Source organism: Streptomyces sp. NPDC028711 (assembly GCF_055565415.1).
This window is the reverse complement of sequence record NZ_JBVHUJ010000014.1, coordinates 12,480-33,647: the sequence shown is the minus strand read 5'-3', so window position 1 is coordinate 33,647 and position 21,168 is coordinate 12,480. Positions and strand designations below refer to the sequence as shown.

Here is a 21,168-nt window from a genome sequence, read left to right as displayed (position 1 = left end):
ACGTGTCAGCCGTGCTTCTGACGCAGGCGGCGGGAGGCGGCAAGGCATGAGGACAGCCATGTCGCCTCATTGCGATCGATGATCAGGTCGCCGACGGTGATCACCCCGTCCATCACGCTGCCGACCCGTACTGAGTGGTCGTCGACGCGGACCATCTGCCAGTCGGCGTCGCTGTGCCAGAACCGGGCGGTCTTCTCTCCCCGGCGCTGGGCGAAGACGAGCTCTTCTCCATGCTCGTTGAGGAAGTAGCCGACGTAGTCCTTGCCTGTAATCACGCCACCGCACAGGCGGGCCAGCAACTGTTCGATCGCAGGCCGGTTGTCTTCGGTCATGCCGTGGGCTCCTCTGTCTGGTCAGGATCCTGCTGCGCCGACGCGAGGGCCAGCATTCGGGATGCTGACTCCAGCAGGGTTTCGTACGTGATCACTTCAATGCGTGCCGCGTGTGTGTTGTAGGTGCGGAGTGTCTCCGCGATGTCCTGGGAGGTAATGCCCGCACTGACGAATCGCGGATGCCCGATCACAACCGTTGCCGAGGCTCTACGGGTATCGACTCCATGGTCCGCGAGGATGGCCTTGCGGTTCTCGTCCATGGTGCGGAGGTAGTTCTGCGCCTGCGACACCGCGTGGTGGGCTGCGGCACCCAACATGAGGTGGCCGCTGCGGCGAATCACCAGGTCCTTGATGTTGGCGCGCTTGAGCTCCACCACGTGAAGAGCCCCATCACCACGCAGAAGCGGGATATCCAGAATCGTGTGCTCGGTGTACTGCCTACGTGCCAGTTCTGCCACGTAGGCACCGCCGAAGATCCACTCCTGATTCTTCAGACGGGCGTGAAGGGCGCTCTCCGAGCTCGTCTCGTCCTCCACCACAGCACGCAAAGCGTCGAGACCCGCTCGCCGGGCCTTCAGCTCCAGCAACTGAGCGAGCAGCCCCGCGTCGGCATCCGCGAGGAAGTCGCCCACCATCCGCGCCGCCTCGGCCGAGGCCGGTCGCGGCAGGTTCTTCAGGACCAGCTCCATGTGCCCGTACTGCTGGAGCCGCCTCCTCTCTCGAGTGGGCAGCCGAATCCCGCCCTCCCCCGTACCAAGGCCCAAATGGTCCACGGACAGGGCTATACCGCGAAAGAGGTCCCGCGCATCGGCCACCGTTGCCTCGGGGTCGTCCTTGGAGAGGGCGTCCAAAACGGCCACCGCTCGATCGGCGCCCATGGCCACCAGCCTGTGCATGCCTTCCTCGCTACTATGCCGAGCCTTCTCGTCGTAGTAGTTCTCCAGGATTTCGAGGAACAGTTCGCCGCCGGCATAGGCGGCGAAGCGCTGGAACCGCTGCGCGAGAGCGAAGTCTCCGAGCAGGAGCGATTCTTGGGCAACATCCTCCAAGGCGTTCACCAATGGCCTGCCCTTGCCGTACCCAGTCCCGCCGAAGGCAGGACCCATGATGTGCAGCACTGCATCGATGCGCTCCAGCACGCTCGGGTGCTCAGTGAGCCCCCGTGCCCCGCTGACCATCTGCCAGAGCGTGAAGCCTGAACGGAATGTCGTCATGCGGTGACCTTAGAGAGAGACACTGACAACGACGCCGGGGCGAGTGGATCGTGGCCGGACCGGCTCGATAAACAAGTCTTCGAAGGGTGGGGAACCCTACGCGCTCTGTGCCCCAACCGTCTCCCTGGGAGCGATGAACAGCAGCCCCCAGGTCCGAGCCCCCGAGGTTCCGCCGTTGTCTCGATCTGACGTCTCGCCCCAGCAGGAGGTGGTCACCGACGCACCCGCACATCATCCAAGGGGCGTGCGGGTGTGTGCCAGTAGAGGCGGTGAACAGCGGACAACAGGGGAGCCGCCAGACGCTGAGGGGACGGGGCCGAGTTGACATTTCCGCAGGTCAGGGCCCTTACGCAGGTCAAATGCCGGGTGATTCCCAAGCTTATAGCGCGGGTTCGATTCCCGTCATCCGCTCCATTGCAAAGCCCCAGGTCAGTGACCTGGGGCTTGCTTGTTGTCCGGACCTCATCACACCCGACGTGGCATCAGCTGGTCAGAGGAGCGGGTCCAATCCCGTCAGGTGGGCACCGGGTGGTTCGGCGGCGGGAATCGGCGTCTTCCACTGGCCCGTGCCGTAATAGAACCTCATGTACGTGTTGGGGCTGCCATCCCCGGGGACGGTGACCAGGTCGTTCCGACCGTCGCCGTCGACGTCCCCCGGGCCGATGATCCGGTACGGGCCCCAGCCGCCGCCGATCCGTACGCGGGGGGCGAAGGTGCCGTCGCCCTTGCCAAGGTAGAGCCACAGCACGCCTGATCTGTCGCGGGCAACGAGGTCACCGGCCGGGGCGCCCGCGAGGTTGCCTGTGGCGGTCAGCTGGTTGTAGACGCCCCAGCCGCTGCCGATCTTCTTGCGGGCGGCGAAGGTGCCGTCCCCCATGCCGGGGTACAGCCACAGCACGCCGGCCTTGTCCGTGGCGAGGAGGTCGTCTCGGCCGTCGCCGGTCAGATCGGAGCCGCTGGTGAACTTGTCGTAGATGTTCCACCCACCGCCGACCCGCTTGCGGGGGGTGAGGGTGCCGTTGCCCTTGCCCTCGTACGACCAGAGAATGCCGTACTTGTCGCGGGCGACGAGACCGGTGGTGGCGGGGACGATCCGGTCGTACACGTTCCACCCGCCGCCGATCCCGGTCCGGCGCTGCGTCTTGTCGTACGTCAAGTACCGGAGCTGGCCGACGTCGTACAGGGACAGGACACCGGACGATGAGCGGCTGAAGATGTCCGGTGAGCCGTTGCCGTCGAAGTCGTGCGGGCGGGGCGCGCGGGTGACGGTGAACGAGCCGGTGCGCTCGACGGCCGGGCCGATGCCGTTGGCGGGCTCGGCCGTCATCGTCCACGTGTACGCGCCCCGGTACGCCGGGAACTTGTCGAGGAGGCCGTCCCAGTCCAGGCGGAAGTCCGTCGTGCCCGTCACGGGCGCCCAGGCCACGACGGTGCCGGACACACCCGTGGCGGCGTGGACCAGCTTCATGGTGACGCGTGCGCCGGAGCGGCTGAGCGTCCAAGCGGCCGGCACCTTCCCGCCGGCCTGGTCGAGGTCGATCACGCCGGACGGCGCCAGAGGCTCGGACAGGGCGGTGAGGACGGTGGGGAGTCCGGTGGTCGCCAGGACGGACACGGTCGGCCGACCGTCGTTCGCGTCAGGTGTGATCCGGTACAGCCCCTCACCGTGCTCGATCGTGCCGCCGGTCGCGATCAGACCGCCGTCGGCGGTCGGGACGACGGAAGTGGCGTGCGCGAGGAGCTGGATGGACTCGCCCGTCATCAGCGATTGGGCGATCAGTCCGGGCAGACCCAACGGGCGCAGGGCGGTGAAAGCACCGGGGTCGCTGTACACGGCCCAGTCGCCCGCGAGACCGAGCTTCAGCGTGGTCTCGTTCGCCCTCTCCACCCACTTGCTGCGGCTGACCTCCTGGGAGCCTCGCGGTGCCACGGCCAAGACGGCCTTCCCCTCGGCATCCCGCTCCTGCCAGATCACGTGCGTCCGCGACCCGCTGACGGGACGGACGACGTTCTTGTTGTTCAGAATGTCGTACGTCGCCGTCACCGAGGCCGAGGCGAGGTCCACGAGGGCCAGCCGCTGCTGCCATATCCCGTCCGTGACCTTGACGCCGCGGAGCAGCAACGTGTCCGGGTCCGAGTTTTCCGCGGCCCGCCACGCCATGCCCTCCGGCAGGCCGGTCACCGTCCGGTCCACGACCCGGCCCTGGTCGTCCTTGTCGAGCAGGTGCAGCTCCTGCCGGTTGTCCACCCTCTTCGAGGCAACGAGCGTGGTCCCCTGGTACCGGAGGGCGCCGTAGACCCCGCCGAGGTCGTAGGAGACCAGCTCTTCGCCCGTGGCCATGTCCAGGAAGGTGCGTGTGGTGCCGTCGACCCGGACGACCGTATCCGTGCCCGTGTTCGCCTCGTACGGCCCGCCGGGCAGCGGGGTCCGGGTGCCGTCATACCGCGTCCACGTGTAGACGTCGGTCTCGCCCTCCTTGTGACGTGACAGGAAGCCCACGGGCCCGCCGGAGAGAGCGACCGTGCCGGGCGGCAAGGAGATCGCCTGATGCTGGGTCGTGGCGGATGCCGAGACCGCCGGGCCGGCCGCGAGGGCTGGGGCGGTCAGGACGCCGGCCGTCACAGCGAGGGCCACGGCGGCGGCAACGGCGAGGCGCCGACCGGCGGGGCTGAGGTGGTCCAAGGGAAGTCCTCTCGGGCACTGTGGTCGTGGCACCTCCAGGTGCCACGACCACAGCGACTCACGACGGCCGTTCAGGGTTGTACGGCCGTTCGGAAGTCGGAACCAACTCGTCGTTGTCTCGACCCTCTCTGGGCGCGCACACCGCACCGGCTCCGCTCTCCTGATCGCCGGCCTCGGCACCTGGGGCACCGCCGCCCTCAGCGGGCTCGACCAGCTGCGGCGCGGCCACGCCGACCTGCCCACCGAGACGCGTTCCCTCGGCGCCGCCAGGTCGCCGTCACGGCGGTCATCGGCGTGAAAGCGTTCCACGCAGCCGGGCCGGGACGGTACGGCAGGCGGCGACTGCCGGGTCCCTGTGACGGTCTCGGTGGTGGTGCCGGTTCGACCATCGTCATTCGTATTCCGTGATCAGGCCCGGGCTGCCAGGATGCGTGCACGCTTTCGTTCTCGGCGCGGCCCCAGCTCCGGGGTCTTGCCGCAGGACACGCGATACGTGTCCCTCTGTGCAGCCCGTCGGCATGAAGGAGGCCGTCGCGCCGGGCCGGAAGCCTATCCACGGGTAGGGGAAGGATGGGGGCCGTGTTCGTAGGGCGCGAGCGGGAACTGGCTGAGCTCCAGAGCGCGTTGAAGGTCTGCCGGCTGGTGACCGTGACCGGTGTGGCGGGCGTCGGCAAGTCGCGGCTTGCGCGGCAGGTGGTGGACCTCGGCCTGGTGGCCGCCGCGGAGGATTCCTGCTGGGCGGATCTGTGGCAGCTGCGCGATGACGGCCTGCTCGCGGCGCTCGTGGCTGATGCGTGCGGTCTGTCCGATCACACGCCGAGGATGCCGGTGGATGTGATCTGCGACTGGATCGGCGATCGCGAACTGCTGCTCGTGCTCGATTCCTGTGAGCATGTGCTGACCGCGTGCCGGAGCCTGCTGCGGAGGCTGCTCGAGAAGTGTCCGCATCTGAGGATCGTGGCCACCAGCCGCGAAATGTTCCACCTGGACGGGGAGTACGTCGTTGTCGTCGAACCGCTGCCGTGTGCCACGGATGCCCCCGAGTTGTTTCTGCGGCGTGCCACGGAATTGGGGCACGTGCCCGAGCCCGGGGACCTGAACCAGGTCACCGAGCTGTGTTCCTACCTCGACGGGCTTCCGTTGGCGCTGGAGCTCGCCGCGGGGGCACTGCGGCACTGCGGCATCGAGGACCTTCTGCGGCGCCCGCGGCACGAGTTGAGCCGGGGGGAGGATGAGGTGCGTCCAGTGGCGCCCCGCCGGCACGACGTGCTGCGGACCGCCCTGGGGTGGAGCCATGAACTGTGCACGCCTGCGGAGCGTCTGCTGTGGGCGCGGCTGTCCATTGTCCAAGGGCACTTCGACGAGACCCTGGCAGTGGCCTTGTGCGCCGGTGGGCCGCTCTCCGCCCTCGACGTGGGCCACGCTCTGGAGAGGCTGGTGGACAAGTCCGTCGTGACCCGCAGACGCGGGCGCTACCTGTTGCTCGACACGGTGCGTGAATACGGACGTCTGTGGCTCGCCGAGCTCGGCGAGCTGGACGCGATGGCGAGCCGGCACGCCTCGTACTTCCTGACTGAGGCGCGGCATGCGGACGCCACGTGGACGAGTGCCGAGCAGACCGGCTGGTATCGCACCATCAAGGAGGCGCACCCCGATCTGTGTGCGGCCCTGGACCACTTGATCGTCCACGACGTCGACGCGGCGCTCGAGCTGGCCACCTTGACGGGCTTCTACTGGACTTGCTGCGGACATGCGCACACCGCGCAGCTCTATCTCTCACGCACGCTGAAGGCCTGCGACAGCCAGGGGCCCGTGCGGCAACGAGCTTTGTGGGCCCTCGGCTTGACCTATCTCCTGCAGGGAAATCATGCCGCGGGGACGCACCTGGCGCGCCAGTGCCTGGAGCACGCCCGTGTCACCGGGGATGCGGCGGCGCTGCTGCGGGCCGCCTATCTGCAGGCCATGAGCGACCTTCTGCGGGGCAATCCCCGGCCGAGCCTGGAGCTTCTGGAGCAGGCCCTGCGGAACGCGGACGCACACGGCACGGACGCCGCTCCCCAGGCCGTGATGATGTGCCGGATGCTGCGTCTGTTCGCCCTCACCGGGCTCGGGGAGTTGGAGGAGAGTCTGGAGTCGGCCACGGTCCTGCGCGCGGAGTGTGTCGCCATGGGCGAGCACTGGATCCGCTCGTATGCCGATTACCAGATGTGTGTGATCGCGCTGCGTGAGGGGGACAGTGAACTGGCCCTGGAGTACGCCCGTTCGATGCTGCACGCGAAGCAGCAGATCGGCGACACCTTCGGCATCGCGCTGGGCCTCGACATGCTGGCCGCGGCCTTCTCCGCCAACGGAGACGGCTATTCCGCGGCGCTCGCATCCGGCGCGGGCCAGCGGCTGTGGGACGCGGTGGGGCATCCGCAGCGTGGCGCTCCGGACGTGGCCCCGCTGCGCGAGGCGGGCGAGGACACCGCACGCAGGCTGGTGGGTGCGGTTGCCTACGAGTCGTACCGCAGCGAGGCCGCCCATGCCGACCCCGGCGAGATGCTCGCCTGGGCGGCCGGCGGTGAACCACCCCTGTAGGGCGTCGGCGCGGCGCGATCATAAGAGATGACTTTCCCGGGCCGTCACCCGTTTGCCGCGCCCGGTACGACTTTCTCCGCGCTGGTCCGGCGTGGCGAAAAGCGTTGTGCCACCTGGCCAAGGTCGCCTTCGGGAGCGCGTCGGTGCAAGGGGGCGTGAGGTGGTGAAATACCGCGCACGAATTCGACCACGTACGCCCCCTCGCGCAGAGGGATTCAAAGATCACACGCTGGTAGCTTCCGGCCTCGTGATCAATTCGTTTCCCGAAAGTACGGGTGACCCGCAGTACTCCATGCCGATGCCACCGGGACGGGAGCTCTCCGTCCGTCCCACCCTTCTACGCCCCGCCGAGGAGGACGACCGGGCCGTCCTCGACGCCCTGCTCGACTCCGGCCGCGTGCGCGAGCGACATGACCGCATCGACGAGCAGCTCGCCGAACTGGCGCGCTGCTCGCGCCCTCATGACGTCCTCACGGGACGTCGGCTGGCGGAAGCCGTGGAAGAGCTGACCGGTGGCGCCGAGCTCAGCCGTTACGGAACGTGGGCGTGGTACCCGTGGTCCGGGCGCCTCGTGCATGTGCTGCCCTGCGAGGAGTTCCGACGGGTGCGCACCGACCGCAACCGGGGCAAGATCACCACTGCCGAGCAGCGGCGTCTGCTCGCGCGGCGGATCGGGGTGATCGGCCTGTCGGTGGGCAACAGTGCGGCGCTCACCTGTGCCATAGAGGGCGTCGCAGGATCGTTTCGTCTGGCCGACTTCGACACTCTCGGACTCAGCAACCTCAACCGGTTGCGGGCCGGCGTGCACGACTTGGGGCTGCCCAAGACAGAGCTGTGCGCACGGCAGATGTACGAGATCGACCCCTACCTCGACATCGAGCTGTGGCCGGAGGGACTCACCGAGGACACCATCGACGCCTTCTTCGGCGCCGCGGACCGTCCGCTCGACCTCGTGATCGAGGAGTGTGACACCCCCTGGGTGAAGACCGCCGCTCGCGAGCATGCACGACGGCACGGTGTCCCCGTCCTGATGGACACCAACGACCGGGGGATGCTGGACGTCGAGCGCTTCGACCTGGAGCCGGACCGTCCTCTGTTCCACGGCCGGGGCGGCGACCTGAGTGCCGAGGACGTACGGCGTCTCACACCGGCGGACGCCTTGGCCTACCTGCTGCGCGTCTGCGACGAGAGCCGGCTCAGTCCTGCCATGAAGGATGCTCTCGGTCGGATCGGGCACTCCCTGTCCAGCTGGCCACAGCTGGCCAGCGGGGTGACGCTGGGCGGCGCCCTGGTCACCGACACCGCGCGCCGCATCCTGCTCGGCGCGCCCGTGGTCTCGGGCCGCTACTACACGGACCTCGAAGAGATCATCGGCGTCATCGACGCCGAGCCTGTCCCCGCGGGAGCAGCCCGGTGAACCACCTTCCCGAACTCCACGGTGAACACCTGTGGTTGCGCGAACTGCGGGCCACCGACCTGGCCCCCTTCGAGCGCATCCACACCCACCGTGTGCTCACTCGCTACCTCGGTGTCGACCGGATGGACGCCCGTCAGGCCCAGGACGCGTTCGCGCAGCATCTCGCCCAGCCCTACACCCATCCGCGACGCAAGCACACCCTCGCCGTCTGTCCACCTGGCCAGGACGTCATGGTCGGCACCATGGGCCTGCTCATCGAGGACTACGGGCGCAACGCCATGCTCACCAGCCTGGTCCTGCTCCCCGACGCACCTGTGCGGGGTCACGGGCACGAAGCGGGGCGCCTCCTGATGGCCTATGGATTCGGTCACTTGGGGCTGCACCGCATCTGGGCCGGGCACCGCGCCGATCACACCCGGATGCGCGAGGTGATGCTCGCGGCCGGGCTGCAGCCCGAGGCCACGCTGCGGGAACTGTTCCACACCCAGGGCCGGTGGCACGACGTCACCACCTACGCGGCGCTCGCACCCGCATGGATCCGCCGGGCCACCCCCGCCGAGCAGGCCATCCTCCGCGGTGCCGCCTTCCCTTCCCCTACCGGCGCTTCGGGCGCACCGGCACGGTCCGCGTACGTGACGACCGGCCGATGAATCCTGCCGTCGGGGGCCTCGCCCCGTACGCCGGCGACACCTCCGCCTCGCGCGACCTCGTCGTCGCCGAGATCGGGGCCCGTCTGCGCGGCACCAAGCCCGCCGCCCAGGGCCTGGGAGTCTGCCCCGTCCACGTCCGCTCGGAGGGCCTTCTCGGCGAGACTCTTCTCAGCTGCTTCGCGCTGCGGACGTGAACGGGCGTAGCGGTTACGTGCGGGCGCATACTGGCAGCAATGACAAAGCCCAGTGCACCGAAGCGCTTTTTGCCCACCAGCCCCTTCAAAGCCCCCGTCGCGCTGCCTCCCAAGCAGTTCGCCGTAGGCGACCAGGTCACACACGACGTGCACGGCCTCGGCCGGGTCACCGGCGTCGAGGACGGGATCGCGGCGGTCGTGGATTTCGGCTCGGCGCAAGAGCGGATCCTGAGTCCGTACGCCAAGATGAGCAAGCTGTAGGACCGCCGTGCCCGGTCACGGCACACCAGATCCGTTCATGGACCCGCAAGGAAGAGGACCCCTCCCATCGACCTGACCTCGCCGTTCTCCGCTCCGGTAGAGGCGTCCCCCTGCGCCGCTTCAGCATCACCGCATCCCTCCACACATCCCTTCCAGGCTCCCGACTTCGGGGAGACCGAAGCCTTCCTGTTCGACGAGGACGCGCAGGCGTCCACCTCTGGCACGAGTGCGGCTCGACGCGAGGCGGGCTAGCTCCCACTCGTGACGACGGCTTCGGCATCGGGCCACGAGGCGTATCCGTTTCCGTCTCCATCCACGGCGTGCGCCGACCAGCTCCGTGCGGGTGCGACGGACTCCGATCCGTCACCGGACGAGGCGGCGGTGAGCGGGCGCACCGTCTCGTGGATCACCGAGGCCTTCTCCCTACAGGGAGGCGGGCGGCCGCCCGGTTCAGCACCTGGGGAGGGACGTCAGCCCAGGGCGAGCCAACGGATGCCGAGCTGATCGATCCGCGCGGCCTCCACTTCGTCCAGCGGCTCTCTGCCGGTGGCCTTGCGCAGGAGGCGGTGACGGCTCCACTCCAGCTCGTCGGCCGCCGCGGCGTGCTCAGGGCCGAGGAGCAGCTCCGTCACGGCGTCACCAGCCGCCGGTGTGAGCCAGGCTTCGCGTCCGAGTGCGTCGGCCAGGTCGATGCCGTGGACGGCGACTTCCACGACGCGGGTGAGGAGGAACTCCGACAGGAGCATGGCGTCGCCATGGCGTGTCCGCACTGTCCGACCGCCTGCTTGGGCCCGGCACAGCCGGTCGACCCGCCGCCAGGTCGCGGTGAAGTCCTCGGCGAAGGCGGCGCCGCCGGCCGGCCGCGCCGCACGGTCCTGGGCCAAGGCGATCCGCTTGCCGTTGGTCTGCGGTGAGAAGCGGCCGTCCGGGCGGTAGTACTCCACCGCGGAGATCTCCGCCTCGCGGGGTGCCGGGGCGTCCAGCATGGCCGGGAGCCAGTCGATCACCACGCAGACGTGCCCGAGCAGGTCGCGTACGGTCCAGGGAGTACAGCGTGTCGGGAGGTTCCACTCGCCCTCGGAGAGTCCGGCCACGGCGTCGCCGAGGGCTTCGCATTCCAGCCGAAACGCTTCGAGCACCTGATCATGGTCCACGCCGTGCCGCCCCCGTCCGCTCGCCGCCCCGCGCTCACTCGTCCTCTCGGCCAGACGGTTCGAACCCCCGTGACGGCCATGCGGACAACGACTTCCCGCTTCGCGCTTCTCAGATCATCGACACGCGCGCCGAAGCGGTCCCGGTTGCGGACCGATGGAAAAAGATCGCCAGGCAGGAGCCCGGCTTCTCCGCCGATCGTTCTCACGGGCGTGCGATAGGTTTCCGGCCGTGATCGAACCCGGAGCCTTCGCCTGGCCGCCCGCCCCGATACCGACCGAGCGGCTCGTGCTCCGCGAGTCCGAGGCCCGGGACCGCGCGGCGTTCGTCGAGCTGTTCGCCTCGCCGGAGGTGGGAACCCACATCGGTGGCGCCCGGCCTCGCGACGAACTCGAGCGCGCCGTGCCCGAAGTGCCGGGCCGACGCCCCGGCTGTTTCGTGGTCGAACTCGACGGAACGATGATCGGCGTGGTCACGCTCGACCCCCGCGGTGCCGAGCGCCGGGGGCATGTCCGCCCGGAGGCCGGGGAAGCCGAGCTCGGTTACCTGTTCCTGCCGGAGGCATGGGGACGCGGGTACGCCTTCGAGGCGTGCGCAGCGGCACTCGACTGGTTCGCCGGCGCACGTCCCGGCGAACCCGTGGTGCTCTCGACCCGGAGCGCCAACGGCCGGGCGATGCGCCTCGCGGCGAAGCTGGGCTTCATCGAGGTCGAGCGGTTCGAGGAGTACGGCGCGGAGCAGTGGTTCGGCGTGCGCCCCTCGGCCACGCCGGCCGGATGAAGGGCGGCACCATGAGCGAGATCGTGCTGATGTCGGATCCGAAGGTCGCCGCCGTGCCTGTGATCGAGTCCGGCGAACGCCTCGTGGACGTCCGCCTCGGCGGCCTGCTGCTCGTCGACACCCGCAAGCAGGACCCTGCGGACGCCTTCGCCCACCTGCGGGAAGGTCTGCTGGAGCGGCTGCTCACGGCACAGACGATGCTTCCGGTGGGCATGCGGCTGCTGTTCGTCGAGGGGTACCGGCCCCCTTCCCTCCAGCGGGAGTACTTCGAGGAGTACGCCGACCAGCTGCGAGCCGCCAACCCCGAGTGGTCCTCCCCACAGATCCACTCGGCGGCGAGCAGGTACGTGTCACCCCCCGACATCGCCCCGCACAGTGCCGGCGCGGCCGTCGACCTCACCCTCGCCGATGCCGACGGGCGCGAGCTGGACCTGGGCACGCGCATGAACGCGGACCCGGAGGAGAGCGCCGGTGCCTGCTACACCCACGCCACCAACATCAGCGACGACGCCCGCGCCAACCGGAAGCTGCTGGGCACCGTGCTCACGGCCGCGGGGCTGGTGAACTACCCCACGGAGTGGTGGCACTGGTCCTTCGGGGACCGCTACTGGGCCTTGGTCACAGGAGAGACCGCGGCCCTCTACGGCCCGAAGGAGCTCGCCCCGGCGAGAGGTGACGCCGAGCCCGTCGCGTAGTCGATCCGCAGCGGCGGTGTGTCAGCTCTGGGCGCTGTTGTCGCCCGTCTGCCCGGTGCTCCCGGTCGCGCCTGCCTTCTCGCGCATCTTGCGCACCAGCTCGGCCTTCTGGTCGGCGGCACCCCGGCGGTCGAGGTTGCGGTGCGGACCGTTGTTCTGCCGTTCGGCGCGGGACTGCCTCTTGCGCTGGCCGCCGCCCTGGCCCACGGGGTTGTTGATGTTCTTGCTCACGGTCATGGGTTCTCCCGGTAACACGGATTCATCGGTGGGGGACGGGCGCGCGACGTCGAAGGACGTCAGCGGGAGCCCGTCACGCTCTCCACGCGTGAATCGGCGTGTGGAAGAACATGACAAGGACGTTACCCGCTTCCGCCGGTGCCGAGCGCGGTCGTGTCCGCCCGGTGGGCGGTCGGGGTGTGCGGACGCGCGCCGGCGGGAGCTACCGCGGCGGCGTCACTGAGAGGCCCACCAGGTCGAGGGCGCCGCGACGGTGTACCCCAGCGACTCGTACAGCGGCCTGCCCAGCTTCGACGCGGTGAGCGTGACCGGCAGGTCCGCCAGGTGGGCGAGGGAGCCGAGCATGACGGCCCGCCCCACGCCACGCGACCGGAAGGCCGACGACGTACCGACCCAGTAGTGGCTGCCGACACCGTCGTCCACGACGCTGACGCCGGCTCCCGCGGGGACGCCCTCGTGCGTGGCGAGGAACACGTCCACGCCCGGCTGCTCGATCAGCGCCGCCGGGAACAGCTCACCGGGGTGGTAGGGCGTGAATCCGGCCAGCCCGAAGCCCTCGATCACGATCCGCTCGGCCGCCTGGAGGTCCTCGGGCCGCCGTACCCGGATCACGTCCAGCGCCGGCTCGCCGACGGGCCCGGGCGGGCGCAGCATGACCGGCATCTGCCAATGACGCATGTCCAGGTGGCTCAGGTCGGTCGAGCTGAACGGATCCTCGGCGGTCACCGGGCCTGCGGCTCGGCGTACCAGCTCGCTCACCTCGGCCAGTTCACCCGCGTCGAGGACCGGCTCCTGGACCAGGACCCGCAGGCCGGCGCGCACGCCGCCGTCGACCGCGACGAATCCGCGGCGCCGGATGACCTCATGGCCCCTGGACCGGCCGGTCGCGGCCCAGAAGGCGGCGGAGTTACGGGCCTGGCGCCTGGGCGCCTCGGCCAGGGCCACGGACGCGGGCCGGTCGGCTGACGTAGATCGTGTAGTCATTGCGCCTACGGTAGTCCGCGATCGGCCCCTCGCAGGGGGCAATCGCATGCGGCCGGGCGTGACGGATCGCCGTCAACGCCTGGGAAGCAGCCCGCCGTTCATCGCCACGACCACCGCGCGCGTGCGGTCGCTGACGTCGAGTTTGGCGAAGATGCGGAGGAGATGGGTCTTCACCGTGGCCTCTCCGATGAACAGACGCCGGCCGATCTCCGCGTTGGACAGCCCGTCGGCGACCCCGCCCAGTACGTCGGACTCGCGTGCGGTGAGGGTGACGGGCACCGGTTGCCGCATCTTCGCCACCAGCCGTTGCGCGACCCGAGGGGCGAGGACGGTCTCGCCCCGGGACGCCGCGTGGATGGCTTCGACGAGCTGGTCGCGCGTCGCGTCCTTGAGGAGATAGCCCGTCGCTCCCGCCTCGACGCCGCGCTCGATGTCCTCATCGGTGTCGTACGTGGTCAGGATGAGCACCTGGGTCCGCGCCGGGCTCCTGACGATCTCGACGGTGGCGCCCACGCCGTCGAGTACGGGCATCCGGAGATCGAGCAGCGCCACATCCGGCTCCAGCTGTTCCACGAGCCGTACGGCCTCGCGGCCGTCTCCCGCCTCGCCGACGATGTCGATGGTGGGCTCGGAGGACAGCAGCGCGACCAGGCCGGCGCGCATCACCGTATGGTCGTCGGCCAGGATGACGCGCAGGGGGACCTTTGTCGGCTTCGCAGTCGTCGTCGCGCTCGTCATGTCACTCCTGGCCGTTCATCGGAATCATCGCGAGGATCCTGGTGCCGCCGCCGACCGAGCTCGTGACCGTGAGGTCGCCGCCGAATTCGGCGAGGCGCTTGCGCATGCCGTCGAGGCCGAAGCCGTGGGACTCCTCGACCACGAATCCGCGGCCGTCGTCGGTGATCTCCAGCTCGACGCCGGCGGGGTGCCTCGCCAGGACGACGCCCACCGTGGAGGCGGCCGCGTGTTTGCGGATGTTGGCCAGGGACTCCTGGGTGCACCGCAACAGCGCCACCCGGGTCGGCTGGTCGCACTCGATGTCAGGGAGCTCCGCCGTGACGACGAGCCCGGTGTCCTCGGTGAACCGGTCCACGGTGCGGCGGAGCGTCGTGGCGACCGATCCGGCGGCCACGCCGCTGCGGGGCGCGGCGCCGACGAGGACTCGGGCCTCGGCGAGGTTCTCCCGGGCGGTCTGCTCGATGGACCGCAGCTGGAGGGCGCTTCTCCCGACGTCCACGGCGAGGCCGGACCTGGCCGCCTCGGCGAGCACGATGATGGAGGCGAAGCCCTGGGCGAGGGTGTCGTGGATCTCCCGGGCCAGACGCTCGCGCTCCTCCGCCGCGCCCTGTCGCTGGTACACCTCGGCCAGCTCCCTGCGCGCGGTCTTCAACTCGGCCCGCAGTCGCGCCCGTTCGTCTCGCAGTGCCAGCGCCCGGGGCGTCAGTACCGCGATCAGGAGCCCCACCGCGTACACGGCGAGCGAGGAGACGGTGTTGGTGGCGAGTACGTCGGCCCGCCAGCCCTCCCGCAGCGTTCCGCCGAGGGTGATCGCCACGGCGCCGAGGCCGGTGGACACGACCGCGGACCTGACGCTGTCCGCGAAGACGACGAACTGCGCGAGCGTCACGGTGTAGAACACCCCGAGGCCGTCGCCGACGTAGGAGAGTCCGCCCAGCGTGACGACCAGGACGCACAGATACCCGTAGGGGCGAAGGACGGGGTTGTCGGGGTGGCGGCGCACCAGCGCGTAGGAGAGCGCAAGCACGGCCACGAGGGCCGACATCCCGTACTTCGTCGTCGTGGGCGCGTCACCGAGGACGGTGATCAGGGTGACGAGGGCGATCAGCGCCCAGGACAACCCCTCCCACCAGTGGAGTGCCCAGATCAGGAAGGGGTCGCCGCGGCGCGGCAGTTGAAGCATGTCGTCAGCGTACGTTCTGGAGGGGAGGCGTGACGGGGGCGGCGTTCGCTGTCCTCGGCGCGGGGCGCAGGGGCCACCAGGCCCGCTCGCCGAGCAGCAGCAGGATCGACGGCAGGATCATCATCCTGATGACCACGGCGTCCAGCAGGACCGCGACCGCCAGGCAGAAGCCCATCTGCTTCATCTCCGTGAGGTGCAGGAAGACGAAGGCCGCGAACACCGTGACCATCACCGTGGCCGCGCTGGTCACCACCTTGGCCGACCGGCCGATGCCGTCGACGACCGCCGCGCGGGCCGTCATCCCGTTCTCCATGGCCTCCTTGATCCGGCTGACCACGAACACCTGGTAGTCCATGGAAAGGCCGAAGAGGATCACGAAGAGGAAGAGCGGCACCCGCGACGCGATCGCGCCCAGGGAGTCGAAGTCCAGCAGGTTCTCCGCCCACGTTCCCTGGAAGACCAGGACGAGCGCGCCGAGCGCGGCCGCGGCGGACAGCAGGTTGAGGAGTACGCCGATCAGGGCGATGCCCACCGAGCGGAAGGCGACCGCGGTCATCAGGAAGGTCAGCAGCAGAAGGAACCCGATGACCAGGGGCAGCTTGCCCTGCTCGTGCTCCACGTAGTCCTGGCCGCGCGCCACGTCACCGCTCACCGCCGTCTCCACACCGGGCAGTTCGCCGACCGTCGCGGGCAGGTACTCCTCACGGAGATGGTCGAGTGACGCGATCGCCCGGCTGGAGGGTGCGGGGTACGGGACGGACAGTTCGAGCACGCTGATCCGGCCGTCCGCCGACGTCCGCACCGCGGGCTCGGCGTTCCGGGTGAACAGCGGGTCCGCCTGGGCCCGTCGCGCCAGCTCCGTCAGGGCCTCCCTGACCTGCGGGGCCCGGTCGGGGGTGGAGCGGGCGACGACCTCGTGCCTGACCAGTACCTCCGGGAACCGCGCGGTCAGCCGGTCGTAGACCTGCATGGCCGGGATGTCGCGGGAGAAGGTGTCCTTGCCCGGGTCGATGAGCTCCAGGCCCAGAGCGGGCGCCGCTATACCGAGCATGAGCAGTACGGATACGCACAGGGTGATCGCGGGATGCCGCCGCGCGGGGCGCAGCAGGGCGTCGAACACCCTGCCGTTCTCGGGCTTCACCCGCTTCGTACGGACCGGCTCGCCCCGGCTCGCCCGGCGCGCGGCCTTCCTGGCGGCGCGGCGTTCGGTGCGGTGGCCGATCTTCACCAGGAGTGCGGGGAGCACGGTGAGGGAGCTGATCACGGCGACCGCCACGACGAGGATCGTGCCCGTCGCGAGGGAGGAGAAGATGACGTCCGTGGCCAGGTAGAGGGTGGCGGTGGAGACGATCACCGCGAGGCCGGAGACGACGATGGCCCGGCCGGCCGTCGCCGACGCGAGTTCCACCAGCGCCTCGGCGCTGAGCCTGCCGTCGGCGCGGGCCCGTTCCTCGCGTTCGCGCTTGAGGTAGAAGAGCGTGTAGTCGACGCCCACCGCGAGGCCGATGAGCAGGATCATGTTGGTCCCGACCCCGGGGTCCGGCAGGACGTGGGAGGCCAGCATGGCCAGGCCTATGGTGGCGGCGATCGAGGAGAGCGCGAGCAGCAGCGGCACGCCGGCCATGACCACCGAGCCGAAGACGATCAGCAGGATGACGAGCGTGACCGGCAGGGTGATGCGCTCGGAGAGCGCGAGGTCGTCGTCGCGCTGGTCGTTGACGCCCTTGCTGATGGCGGGTGAACCGGTCTCCTCCACGACCAGGCCGGGGTGGGCGGCGGCCACCTTCGCCGTCTGGTCGAGGAGCGCGGCGACGTTCTTCTTGGCGTCGAGTTCGGCGCCCTTCAGGACCACGGCCACGCGCAGGGCGCTGCCGTCCCGCGAACGGACCGGGGCCGCCACGCTGTCCACCTCGGGCAGGGCGGCCATGCGGCGGGTGAGGTCACGTACGGCGGAACCGGCCGCCCGCTCGTCCAGAGGGCCGTTCCGCGCGTGGATCAGGACGTGTTCGGTGGGCCGGCGCTGGAGGCCGCCCTCGGTCGCGATCGACTCGGCGCGGCCCGCCTCCCCGACCCAGAAGTCCTCGGTGGTGGCCGCGTTGCCCCCGACGATGAGGCCGGCGCCGAGGCACAGGACGACGAAGACGAACCAGCCGGTGATCGCGCTCCATGGGTGTCGGGCGCTCCAGCGGGCCATGCGTACCGGGCGATTTCTCATGCCTCACATGCTGGTTCGCGCGACCGGCCTCCCGGCAGCCTCGACCGGTGGAACCCGGCGTCCACCGGTCGGTGGACAAGCGCGGACCGTGCCCCGGTCAGTGGCCGCCCGTCTCCAGGAGGGTCATCAGGGCGCGGGCCGCGGGGCTCGTGACGTCCGGGGGCGGGAGCAGGGCGACCGTCTCGTACGCCGCTTCCGCCGTGCCCTTCAGGGGCGTGGCGATCAGGGACGCGCGCTTGTGGCGGAAGTGCTGGGGGACGGCGGCGACGCCGAGGTTCTCGTCCACCAGGTCGAGCAGGCTGTGGACGTCGTTCACCTCCAGGGCGACCGTGCGGCGCACCCCCGCCGCGGCGAACGCCGTGTCCGTGGCCTGGCGCGGGCCCCAGTCGGGGTGGAAGTCGACGAAGACCTCCCCGGCCACGTCAGCGGGCGAGAGGGCGGGCCCGGCCGTGGCGAGCGGGTGGTCGGGGTGGCAGAGGAGCGTCATCGGCTCGGCCGCGAGGGAGACCGAGCGCAGCTGGTCGGTGTCCGCGCGCGTGCGGTACGCGAACGCCAGGTCGAGGCGGCCCGCCGCGACCTCCTCGGCCAGGTCGGGCGAGCCCGACTGCCGCAGCCGGATCTCCACGTCCGGGTGCCGCCGCCGGAACGCGGCGAGCAGTCCCGGCGTACGCACCCCCGCGATGCACTGCTCGGTCCCGAGCGCGAGCGTCCCCCGCAGCACGCCCTGCACGGCGGCGACCGCCTCGTGCGCCGCCCGCACGTGCGCCAGGATCCGCTCCGCCTCGACGAGCAGCGCCCGCCCGGCCTCCGTCAGCGTCACCCGGCGGGTGGTCCGTACGAACAGCGGCGCCCGCAGCTCCCGCTCCAGGGCCCGGATCGACGCCGACAGGCCCGACTGGGAGACCAGCAGCCGTTCCGCGGCCCGGGTGAAGTGCCGGTCCTCGGCGACGGCGACGAAGTGCTGGAGATGGCGGAGTTCCATGAGGGAGGAGCCTAGCCATCGATTGAGAATCCTGACTGCTGAATCCCATCGGATTCTCCTGTTGGACGCATGGCCGCGAGCCGGATGAGATGGACGCCGTCCCCTCACTCCTGGAGTCGGGGGACACCGTCCCTCACCCCTGGAGTCGCGTTGTACACCGCACACCCCGGCCGCTACGCCGACATGCCCTACCGCCGCACCGGACGCAGCGGTCTGAAGCTCCCGGCGCTCTCCCTGGGCCTGTGGCACAACTTCGGCCCCGACCGCCCGGCCGACACCCAGCGCGCGATCCTGTGCCGCGCCTTCGACCTCGGCGTCACCCACTTCGACCTGGCGAACAACTACGGCCCGCCGCCCGGCGCCGCCGAGTCCGCCCTCGGCGACGTCCTGCGGACCGACCTCGCGCCCCACCGCGACGAGCTGATCGTCTCCACCAAGGCCGGTTACCTGATGTGGCCCGGCCCGTACGGCGAATGGGGCTCGCGCAAGTACCTGCTGGCCTCGCTCGACCAGAGCCTGAAGCGGCTCGGGCTCGACCACGTCGACGTCTTCTACTCGCACCGCTTCGACCCCGACACCCCGCTGGAGGAGACGATGGGTGCCCTGCACTCCGCCGTCCAGCGGGGCAAGGCCCTCTACGTCGGCGTCTCCAACTACTCGGCGGAGCAGACCCGCGAGGCCGCCCGCATCCTCGGCGAGCTCGGCACCCCGCTCCTCATCCACCAGCCCCGCTACTCGATGCTCGACCGGCGCCCGGAGGACGAGGGCCTCCTCGACGCGCTCGACGAGCTCCAGGTCGGCTCCATCGCGTACTCCCCGCTGGAGCAGGGCCTGCTCACCGGGCGCTATCTGGACGGCATCCCCGAGGACTCGCGGGCCGCGAGCGACAGCCCCTTCCTGAACAGGGACGCCGTCACCGGGGACCTGGTGGCCCGGCTGCGGGCCCTGGACGACATCGCCAAGGACCGCGGCCAGAACCTGGCTCAGCTCGCCCTCGCCTGGGTGCTGCGCGGCGGTCGGGTGACCTCCGCCCTGGTCGGCGCGAGCAGCGTGCGCCAGCTGGAGGACAGCGTGGCCGCGATCGGAAACCTGGACTTCGACGCCGAGGAGCTGGCCCGCATCGACGCGGTGGTCGGGCGGTAGCGGCGGGACACGGAGCAGGGGTCGGGTCGGACGGGCAGCCGGTTCCCCTTCCGACCTCGCTGTTCCCCTTCCGACCTCGCTGTTCCCCTTCCGTACGCATGCCGGGAGGGGAACAGGGGCAGCCGCACCAAGCACCTCGGGTGTCCTGACCGATTCCAGGAGGCGGCCGTGCCAGCACCACGGATACAGACCCCCGACGCGCCGGCAGCGGCGCCCTCCGCCGCGACGGCCGGCGGCCCCGCGCCCCTCGCGTCGCCGGTCTCCTCGCACAACGAGTGGGATCCCCTGGAGGAGATCGTCGTCGGGCGCCTCGAAGGCGCGACGATCCCCTCCGGCCATCCGGTCGTCTCCTGCAACATCCCCCCGTGGGCGGCACGCTGGCAGGGCCTCTCCGCCGGCTTCCGGTACCCGCGCATGCTGGTCGAGCGGGCGCAGGAGGAGCTCGACGGCTTCATCGCCCTCCTGCGGTCGCTCGGCGTCACCGTCACGCGGCCCGACGCGGTCGACCACAAGCAGCGCTTCGCGACCCCCCACTGGTCCTCCCGAGGTTTCTGCAACGCCTGCCCGCGCGACGTCCTGCTCGTGATCGGTGACGAGATCATCGAGACGCCGGGGGCCTGGCCGTGCCGGTACTTCGAGACCGGCACGTACCGCGCGCTCATCAAGGACTACTTCCGGCGCGGCGCGCGCTGGACGGCGGCGCCGAAACCGCAGCTCACCGACGAACTGTTCGACGCGGACTTCCGTACCCCCCGGGACGGCGAGCCCATGCGCTACATCCTCACCGAGTTCGAGCCGGTCTTCGACGCGGCGGACTTCGTCCGTGCGGGACGCGACCTCTTCGTGACGCGGAGCAACGTCACCAACCGCATGGGCATCGAATGGCTGCGCCGCCACCTCGGCCCCGGCTACCGCATCCACGAGATCGAGAGCCGCTGCCGCACGCCGATGCACATCGACACGACGTTCCTCCCGCTCGCGCCCGGCAAGGTGCTCGTCAACCCGGAGTACGTCGACGTCGACCGTCTGCCCGACGTCCTGAGCTCGTGGGACGTGCTCGTCGCCCCCCAGCCCGATCCGATCGACGAGCGGCTGCTCAGGCTCACCTCGATGTGCGGGAAGTGGCTCAGCATGAACATCCTCATGGTCGACGAGAAGCGGGTGATCGCGGAGCGGAACCACACCAGCACGCTGCGCGCCCTGGAGCGTTGGGGCTTCGAGCCGATCCCCTGCGACCTCCAGCACTACGCCCCGTTCGGCGGCTCCTTCCACTGCGCGACGCTCGACGTACGGCGCCGGGGCACGCTGGAGTCGTACGTCGACCGGCCCGCCGGCCGGCACGCGGGCGCGTGGGAAAATGGTTCATGATCTACCACGTCGTGCCCTCCGGCGAGTGGAACGCCCGCCCCGACGTCCCGTACGCGCCCGCCTCCCTCGCGGAGGACGGTTTCGTCCACTGCTCCCCCGACGTGCGGACGACCCTCGCGGTCGTCAACGCCTTCTACCGGAGCGCGCCGAGACCGCTCCTGGCGCTGCTGCTGGACGAGGACCGGCTGACGTCCCGGCTCGAGTTCGAGGCGGCGGCTCCCGCTCCGCCGCCCGGGGCCGACGCGGACGTCCTGTTCCCCCACCTCTTCGGCCCGGTCGACCGCGAGGCCGTCGCCCGGGTCCTGGAGGTCGAGTGGGACGAGAGCGGGCGGGCGACGGGCCTCAAGGACCCGGGCTGAA

The 21,168-nt window shown here is 70.3% G+C and carries 20 protein-coding genes; 10 read left to right on the top strand and 10 right to left on the bottom strand.

Translation table 11 applies throughout. The annotated features are described in order from the left end of the window. Positions 1 to 5 precede the first annotated feature (5 nt). The 3 genes from ACZ4VK_RS32890 to ACZ4VK_RS32880 all read right to left on the bottom strand — a co-directional run bounded on the left by ACZ4VK_RS32890 (position 6) and on the right by ACZ4VK_RS32880 (position 4,229). On the bottom strand, positions 6 to 332 hold the full coding sequence (locus tag ACZ4VK_RS32890) for a hypothetical protein (protein WP_468360324.1): 327 nt from the start codon (positions 330 to 332) through the stop codon (positions 6 to 8). Beyond that, the gene (locus ACZ4VK_RS32885) at positions 329 to 1,546 is read right to left on the bottom strand and encodes a Shedu anti-phage system protein SduA domain-containing protein (protein WP_468360321.1); all 1,218 of its coding nucleotides are present in this window, start codon (positions 1,544 to 1,546) and stop codon (positions 329 to 331) included. The genes ACZ4VK_RS32890 and ACZ4VK_RS32885 overlap by 4 nt, the downstream gene beginning before the upstream one ends. 490 nt (positions 1,547 to 2,036) lie before the next feature. Beyond that, a complete protein-coding gene (locus ACZ4VK_RS32880) occupies positions 2,037 to 4,229 on the bottom strand; it encodes an FG-GAP repeat domain-containing protein (RefSeq protein WP_468360318.1) in 2,193 nt (730 codons plus the stop codon). A gap of 579 nt (positions 4,230 to 4,808) precedes the next feature. Between ACZ4VK_RS32880 and ACZ4VK_RS32875 the strand changes: the two genes are divergently transcribed. The 5 genes from ACZ4VK_RS32875 (at position 4,809) to ACZ4VK_RS32855 (ending at position 9,331) form a co-directional block, all read left to right on the top strand. Further along, the gene (locus ACZ4VK_RS32875; RefSeq protein ID WP_468360315.1) at positions 4,809 to 6,809 is read left to right on the top strand and encodes an ATP-binding protein; all 2,001 of its coding nucleotides are present in this window, start codon (positions 4,809 to 4,811) and stop codon (positions 6,807 to 6,809) included. A gap of 247 nt (positions 6,810 to 7,056) precedes the next feature. After that, the gene (locus tag ACZ4VK_RS32870; protein ID WP_468360312.1) at positions 7,057 to 8,226 is read left to right on the top strand and encodes a ThiF family adenylyltransferase; all 1,170 of its coding nucleotides are present in this window, start codon (positions 7,057 to 7,059) and stop codon (positions 8,224 to 8,226) included. Beyond that, positions 8,223 to 8,876 carry a GNAT family N-acetyltransferase gene (locus tag ACZ4VK_RS32865; RefSeq protein ID WP_468360309.1) on the top strand — a complete coding sequence of 218 codons (654 nt, stop codon included), beginning with the start codon at positions 8,223 to 8,225 and terminating at the stop codon, positions 8,874 to 8,876. Before ACZ4VK_RS32870 ends, ACZ4VK_RS32865 begins: the two co-directional genes overlap by 4 nt. Then, complete coding sequence (locus ACZ4VK_RS32860; RefSeq protein WP_468360306.1) at positions 8,873 to 9,070, top strand: hypothetical protein; 198 nt, start codon at positions 8,873 to 8,875, stop codon at positions 9,068 to 9,070. The genes ACZ4VK_RS32865 and ACZ4VK_RS32860 overlap by 4 nt, the downstream gene beginning before the upstream one ends. A 39-nt stretch (positions 9,071 to 9,109) precedes the next feature. Beyond that, positions 9,110 to 9,331: a hypothetical protein gene (locus ACZ4VK_RS32855; RefSeq protein ID WP_468360303.1), complete on the top strand. Its 222-nt coding sequence runs from the start codon at positions 9,110 to 9,112 to the stop codon at positions 9,329 to 9,331. A gap of 470 nt (positions 9,332 to 9,801) precedes the next feature. Here ACZ4VK_RS32855 and ACZ4VK_RS32850 read toward each other — a convergent pair whose 3' ends face one another. Beyond that, complete coding sequence (locus ACZ4VK_RS32850) at positions 9,802 to 10,470, bottom strand: maleylpyruvate isomerase family mycothiol-dependent enzyme (protein ID WP_468360300.1); 669 nt, start codon at positions 10,468 to 10,470, stop codon at positions 9,802 to 9,804. Positions 10,471 to 10,714: 244 nt separating this feature from the next. Here ACZ4VK_RS32850 and ACZ4VK_RS32845 point away from each other — a divergent pair, with 244 nt between their 5' ends. After that, the gene (locus tag ACZ4VK_RS32845; protein ID WP_468360297.1) at positions 10,715 to 11,263 is read left to right on the top strand and encodes a GNAT family N-acetyltransferase; all 549 of its coding nucleotides are present in this window, start codon (positions 10,715 to 10,717) and stop codon (positions 11,261 to 11,263) included. An 11-nt stretch (positions 11,264 to 11,274) separates the two neighbouring features. Further along, complete coding sequence (locus ACZ4VK_RS32840; protein ID WP_468360294.1) at positions 11,275 to 11,958, top strand: M15 family metallopeptidase; 684 nt, start codon at positions 11,275 to 11,277, stop codon at positions 11,956 to 11,958. Positions 11,959 to 11,979: 21 nt separating this feature from the next. Here the strand turns inward: ACZ4VK_RS32840 and ACZ4VK_RS32835 are convergent, their stop codons facing one another. The 6 genes from ACZ4VK_RS32835 to ACZ4VK_RS32810 all read right to left on the bottom strand — a co-directional run bounded on the left by ACZ4VK_RS32835 (position 11,980) and on the right by ACZ4VK_RS32810 (position 18,297). After that, entirely contained in the window at positions 11,980 to 12,195 is a 216-nt protein-coding gene (locus tag ACZ4VK_RS32835; protein WP_468360291.1) for a DUF6243 family protein, read from the bottom strand. A gap of 216 nt (positions 12,196 to 12,411) precedes the next feature. After that, positions 12,412 to 13,179 (bottom strand): GNAT family N-acetyltransferase, encoded by a 768-nt coding sequence (locus tag ACZ4VK_RS32830; protein ID WP_468360288.1) that lies wholly within the window; start codon positions 13,177 to 13,179, stop codon positions 12,412 to 12,414. Positions 13,180 to 13,251: 72 nt separating this feature from the next. After that, positions 13,252 to 13,917: a response regulator gene (locus tag ACZ4VK_RS32825; protein WP_468360285.1), complete on the bottom strand. Its 666-nt coding sequence runs from the start codon at positions 13,915 to 13,917 to the stop codon at positions 13,252 to 13,254. 1 nt (position 13,918) lies between these two features. After that, complete coding sequence (locus tag ACZ4VK_RS32820; RefSeq protein ID WP_468360282.1) at positions 13,919 to 15,100, bottom strand: sensor histidine kinase; 1,182 nt, start codon at positions 15,098 to 15,100, stop codon at positions 13,919 to 13,921. Positions 15,101 to 15,104: 4 nt separating this feature from the next. Further along, positions 15,105 to 17,315 (bottom strand): MMPL family transporter, encoded by a 2,211-nt coding sequence (locus tag ACZ4VK_RS32815; protein ID WP_468360279.1) that lies wholly within the window; start codon positions 17,313 to 17,315, stop codon positions 15,105 to 15,107. Positions 17,316 to 17,412: 97 nt separating this feature from the next. Continuing rightward, the gene (locus tag ACZ4VK_RS32810) at positions 17,413 to 18,297 is read right to left on the bottom strand and encodes a LysR family transcriptional regulator (protein WP_389680322.1); all 885 of its coding nucleotides are present in this window, start codon (positions 18,295 to 18,297) and stop codon (positions 17,413 to 17,415) included. 150 nt (positions 18,298 to 18,447) lie between these two features. Here ACZ4VK_RS32810 and mgrA point away from each other — a divergent pair, with 150 nt between their 5' ends. The 3 genes from mgrA (at position 18,448) to ACZ4VK_RS32795 (ending at position 21,167) form a co-directional block, all read left to right on the top strand. Beyond that, positions 18,448 to 19,440, top strand: a complete 993-nt coding sequence (gene mgrA, locus ACZ4VK_RS32805) for an L-glyceraldehyde 3-phosphate reductase (protein ID WP_468360275.1) — start codon at positions 18,448 to 18,450, stop codon at positions 19,438 to 19,440. A gap of 285 nt (positions 19,441 to 19,725) precedes the next feature. Next, on the top strand, positions 19,726 to 20,808 hold the full coding sequence (locus ACZ4VK_RS32800; RefSeq protein ID WP_468360881.1) for an amidinotransferase: 1,083 nt from the start codon (positions 19,726 to 19,728) through the stop codon (positions 20,806 to 20,808). Further along, a complete protein-coding gene (locus tag ACZ4VK_RS32795; RefSeq protein ID WP_468360272.1) occupies positions 20,805 to 21,167 on the top strand; it encodes a DUF952 domain-containing protein in 363 nt (120 codons plus the stop codon). The genes ACZ4VK_RS32800 and ACZ4VK_RS32795 overlap by 4 nt, the downstream gene beginning before the upstream one ends. Position 21,168 lies beyond the last annotated feature (1 nt).

Excerpts from the sequence above, each read along its gene's own strand:
- ACZ4VK_RS32890 (WP_468360324.1), bottom strand. The coding sequence starts at position 332 with ATGACCGAAGACAACCGGCCTGCGATCGAACAGTTGCTGGCCCGCCTG.
- ACZ4VK_RS32885 (WP_468360321.1), bottom strand. The coding sequence starts at position 1,546 with ATGACGACATTCCGTTCAGGCTTCACGCTCTGGCAGATGGTCAGCGGG.
- ACZ4VK_RS32860 (WP_468360306.1), top strand. The coding sequence starts at position 8,873 with ATGAATCCTGCCGTCGGGGGCCTCGCCCCGTACGCCGGCGACACCTCC.
- ACZ4VK_RS32855 (WP_468360303.1), top strand. The coding sequence starts at position 9,110 with ATGACAAAGCCCAGTGCACCGAAGCGCTTTTTGCCCACCAGCCCCTTC.
- ACZ4VK_RS32840 (WP_468360294.1), top strand. The coding sequence starts at position 11,275 with ATGAGCGAGATCGTGCTGATGTCGGATCCGAAGGTCGCCGCCGTGCCT.
- ACZ4VK_RS32835 (WP_468360291.1), bottom strand. The coding sequence starts at position 12,195 with ATGACCGTGAGCAAGAACATCAACAACCCCGTGGGCCAGGGCGGCGGC.
- ACZ4VK_RS32830 (WP_468360288.1), bottom strand. The coding sequence starts at position 13,179 with ATGACTACACGATCTACGTCAGCCGACCGGCCCGCGTCCGTGGCCCTG.
- ACZ4VK_RS32825 (WP_468360285.1), bottom strand. The coding sequence starts at position 13,917 with ATGACGAGCGCGACGACGACTGCGAAGCCGACAAAGGTCCCCCTGCGC.
- ACZ4VK_RS32820 (WP_468360282.1), bottom strand. The coding sequence starts at position 15,100 with ATGCTTCAACTGCCGCGCCGCGGCGACCCCTTCCTGATCTGGGCACTC.
- ACZ4VK_RS32815 (WP_468360279.1), bottom strand. The coding sequence starts at position 17,315 with ATGAGAAATCGCCCGGTACGCATGGCCCGCTGGAGCGCCCGACACCCA.
- ACZ4VK_RS32810 (WP_389680322.1), bottom strand. The coding sequence starts at position 18,297 with ATGGAACTCCGCCATCTCCAGCACTTCGTCGCCGTCGCCGAGGACCGG.
- ACZ4VK_RS32795 (WP_468360272.1), top strand. The coding sequence starts at position 20,805 with ATGATCTACCACGTCGTGCCCTCCGGCGAGTGGAACGCCCGCCCCGAC.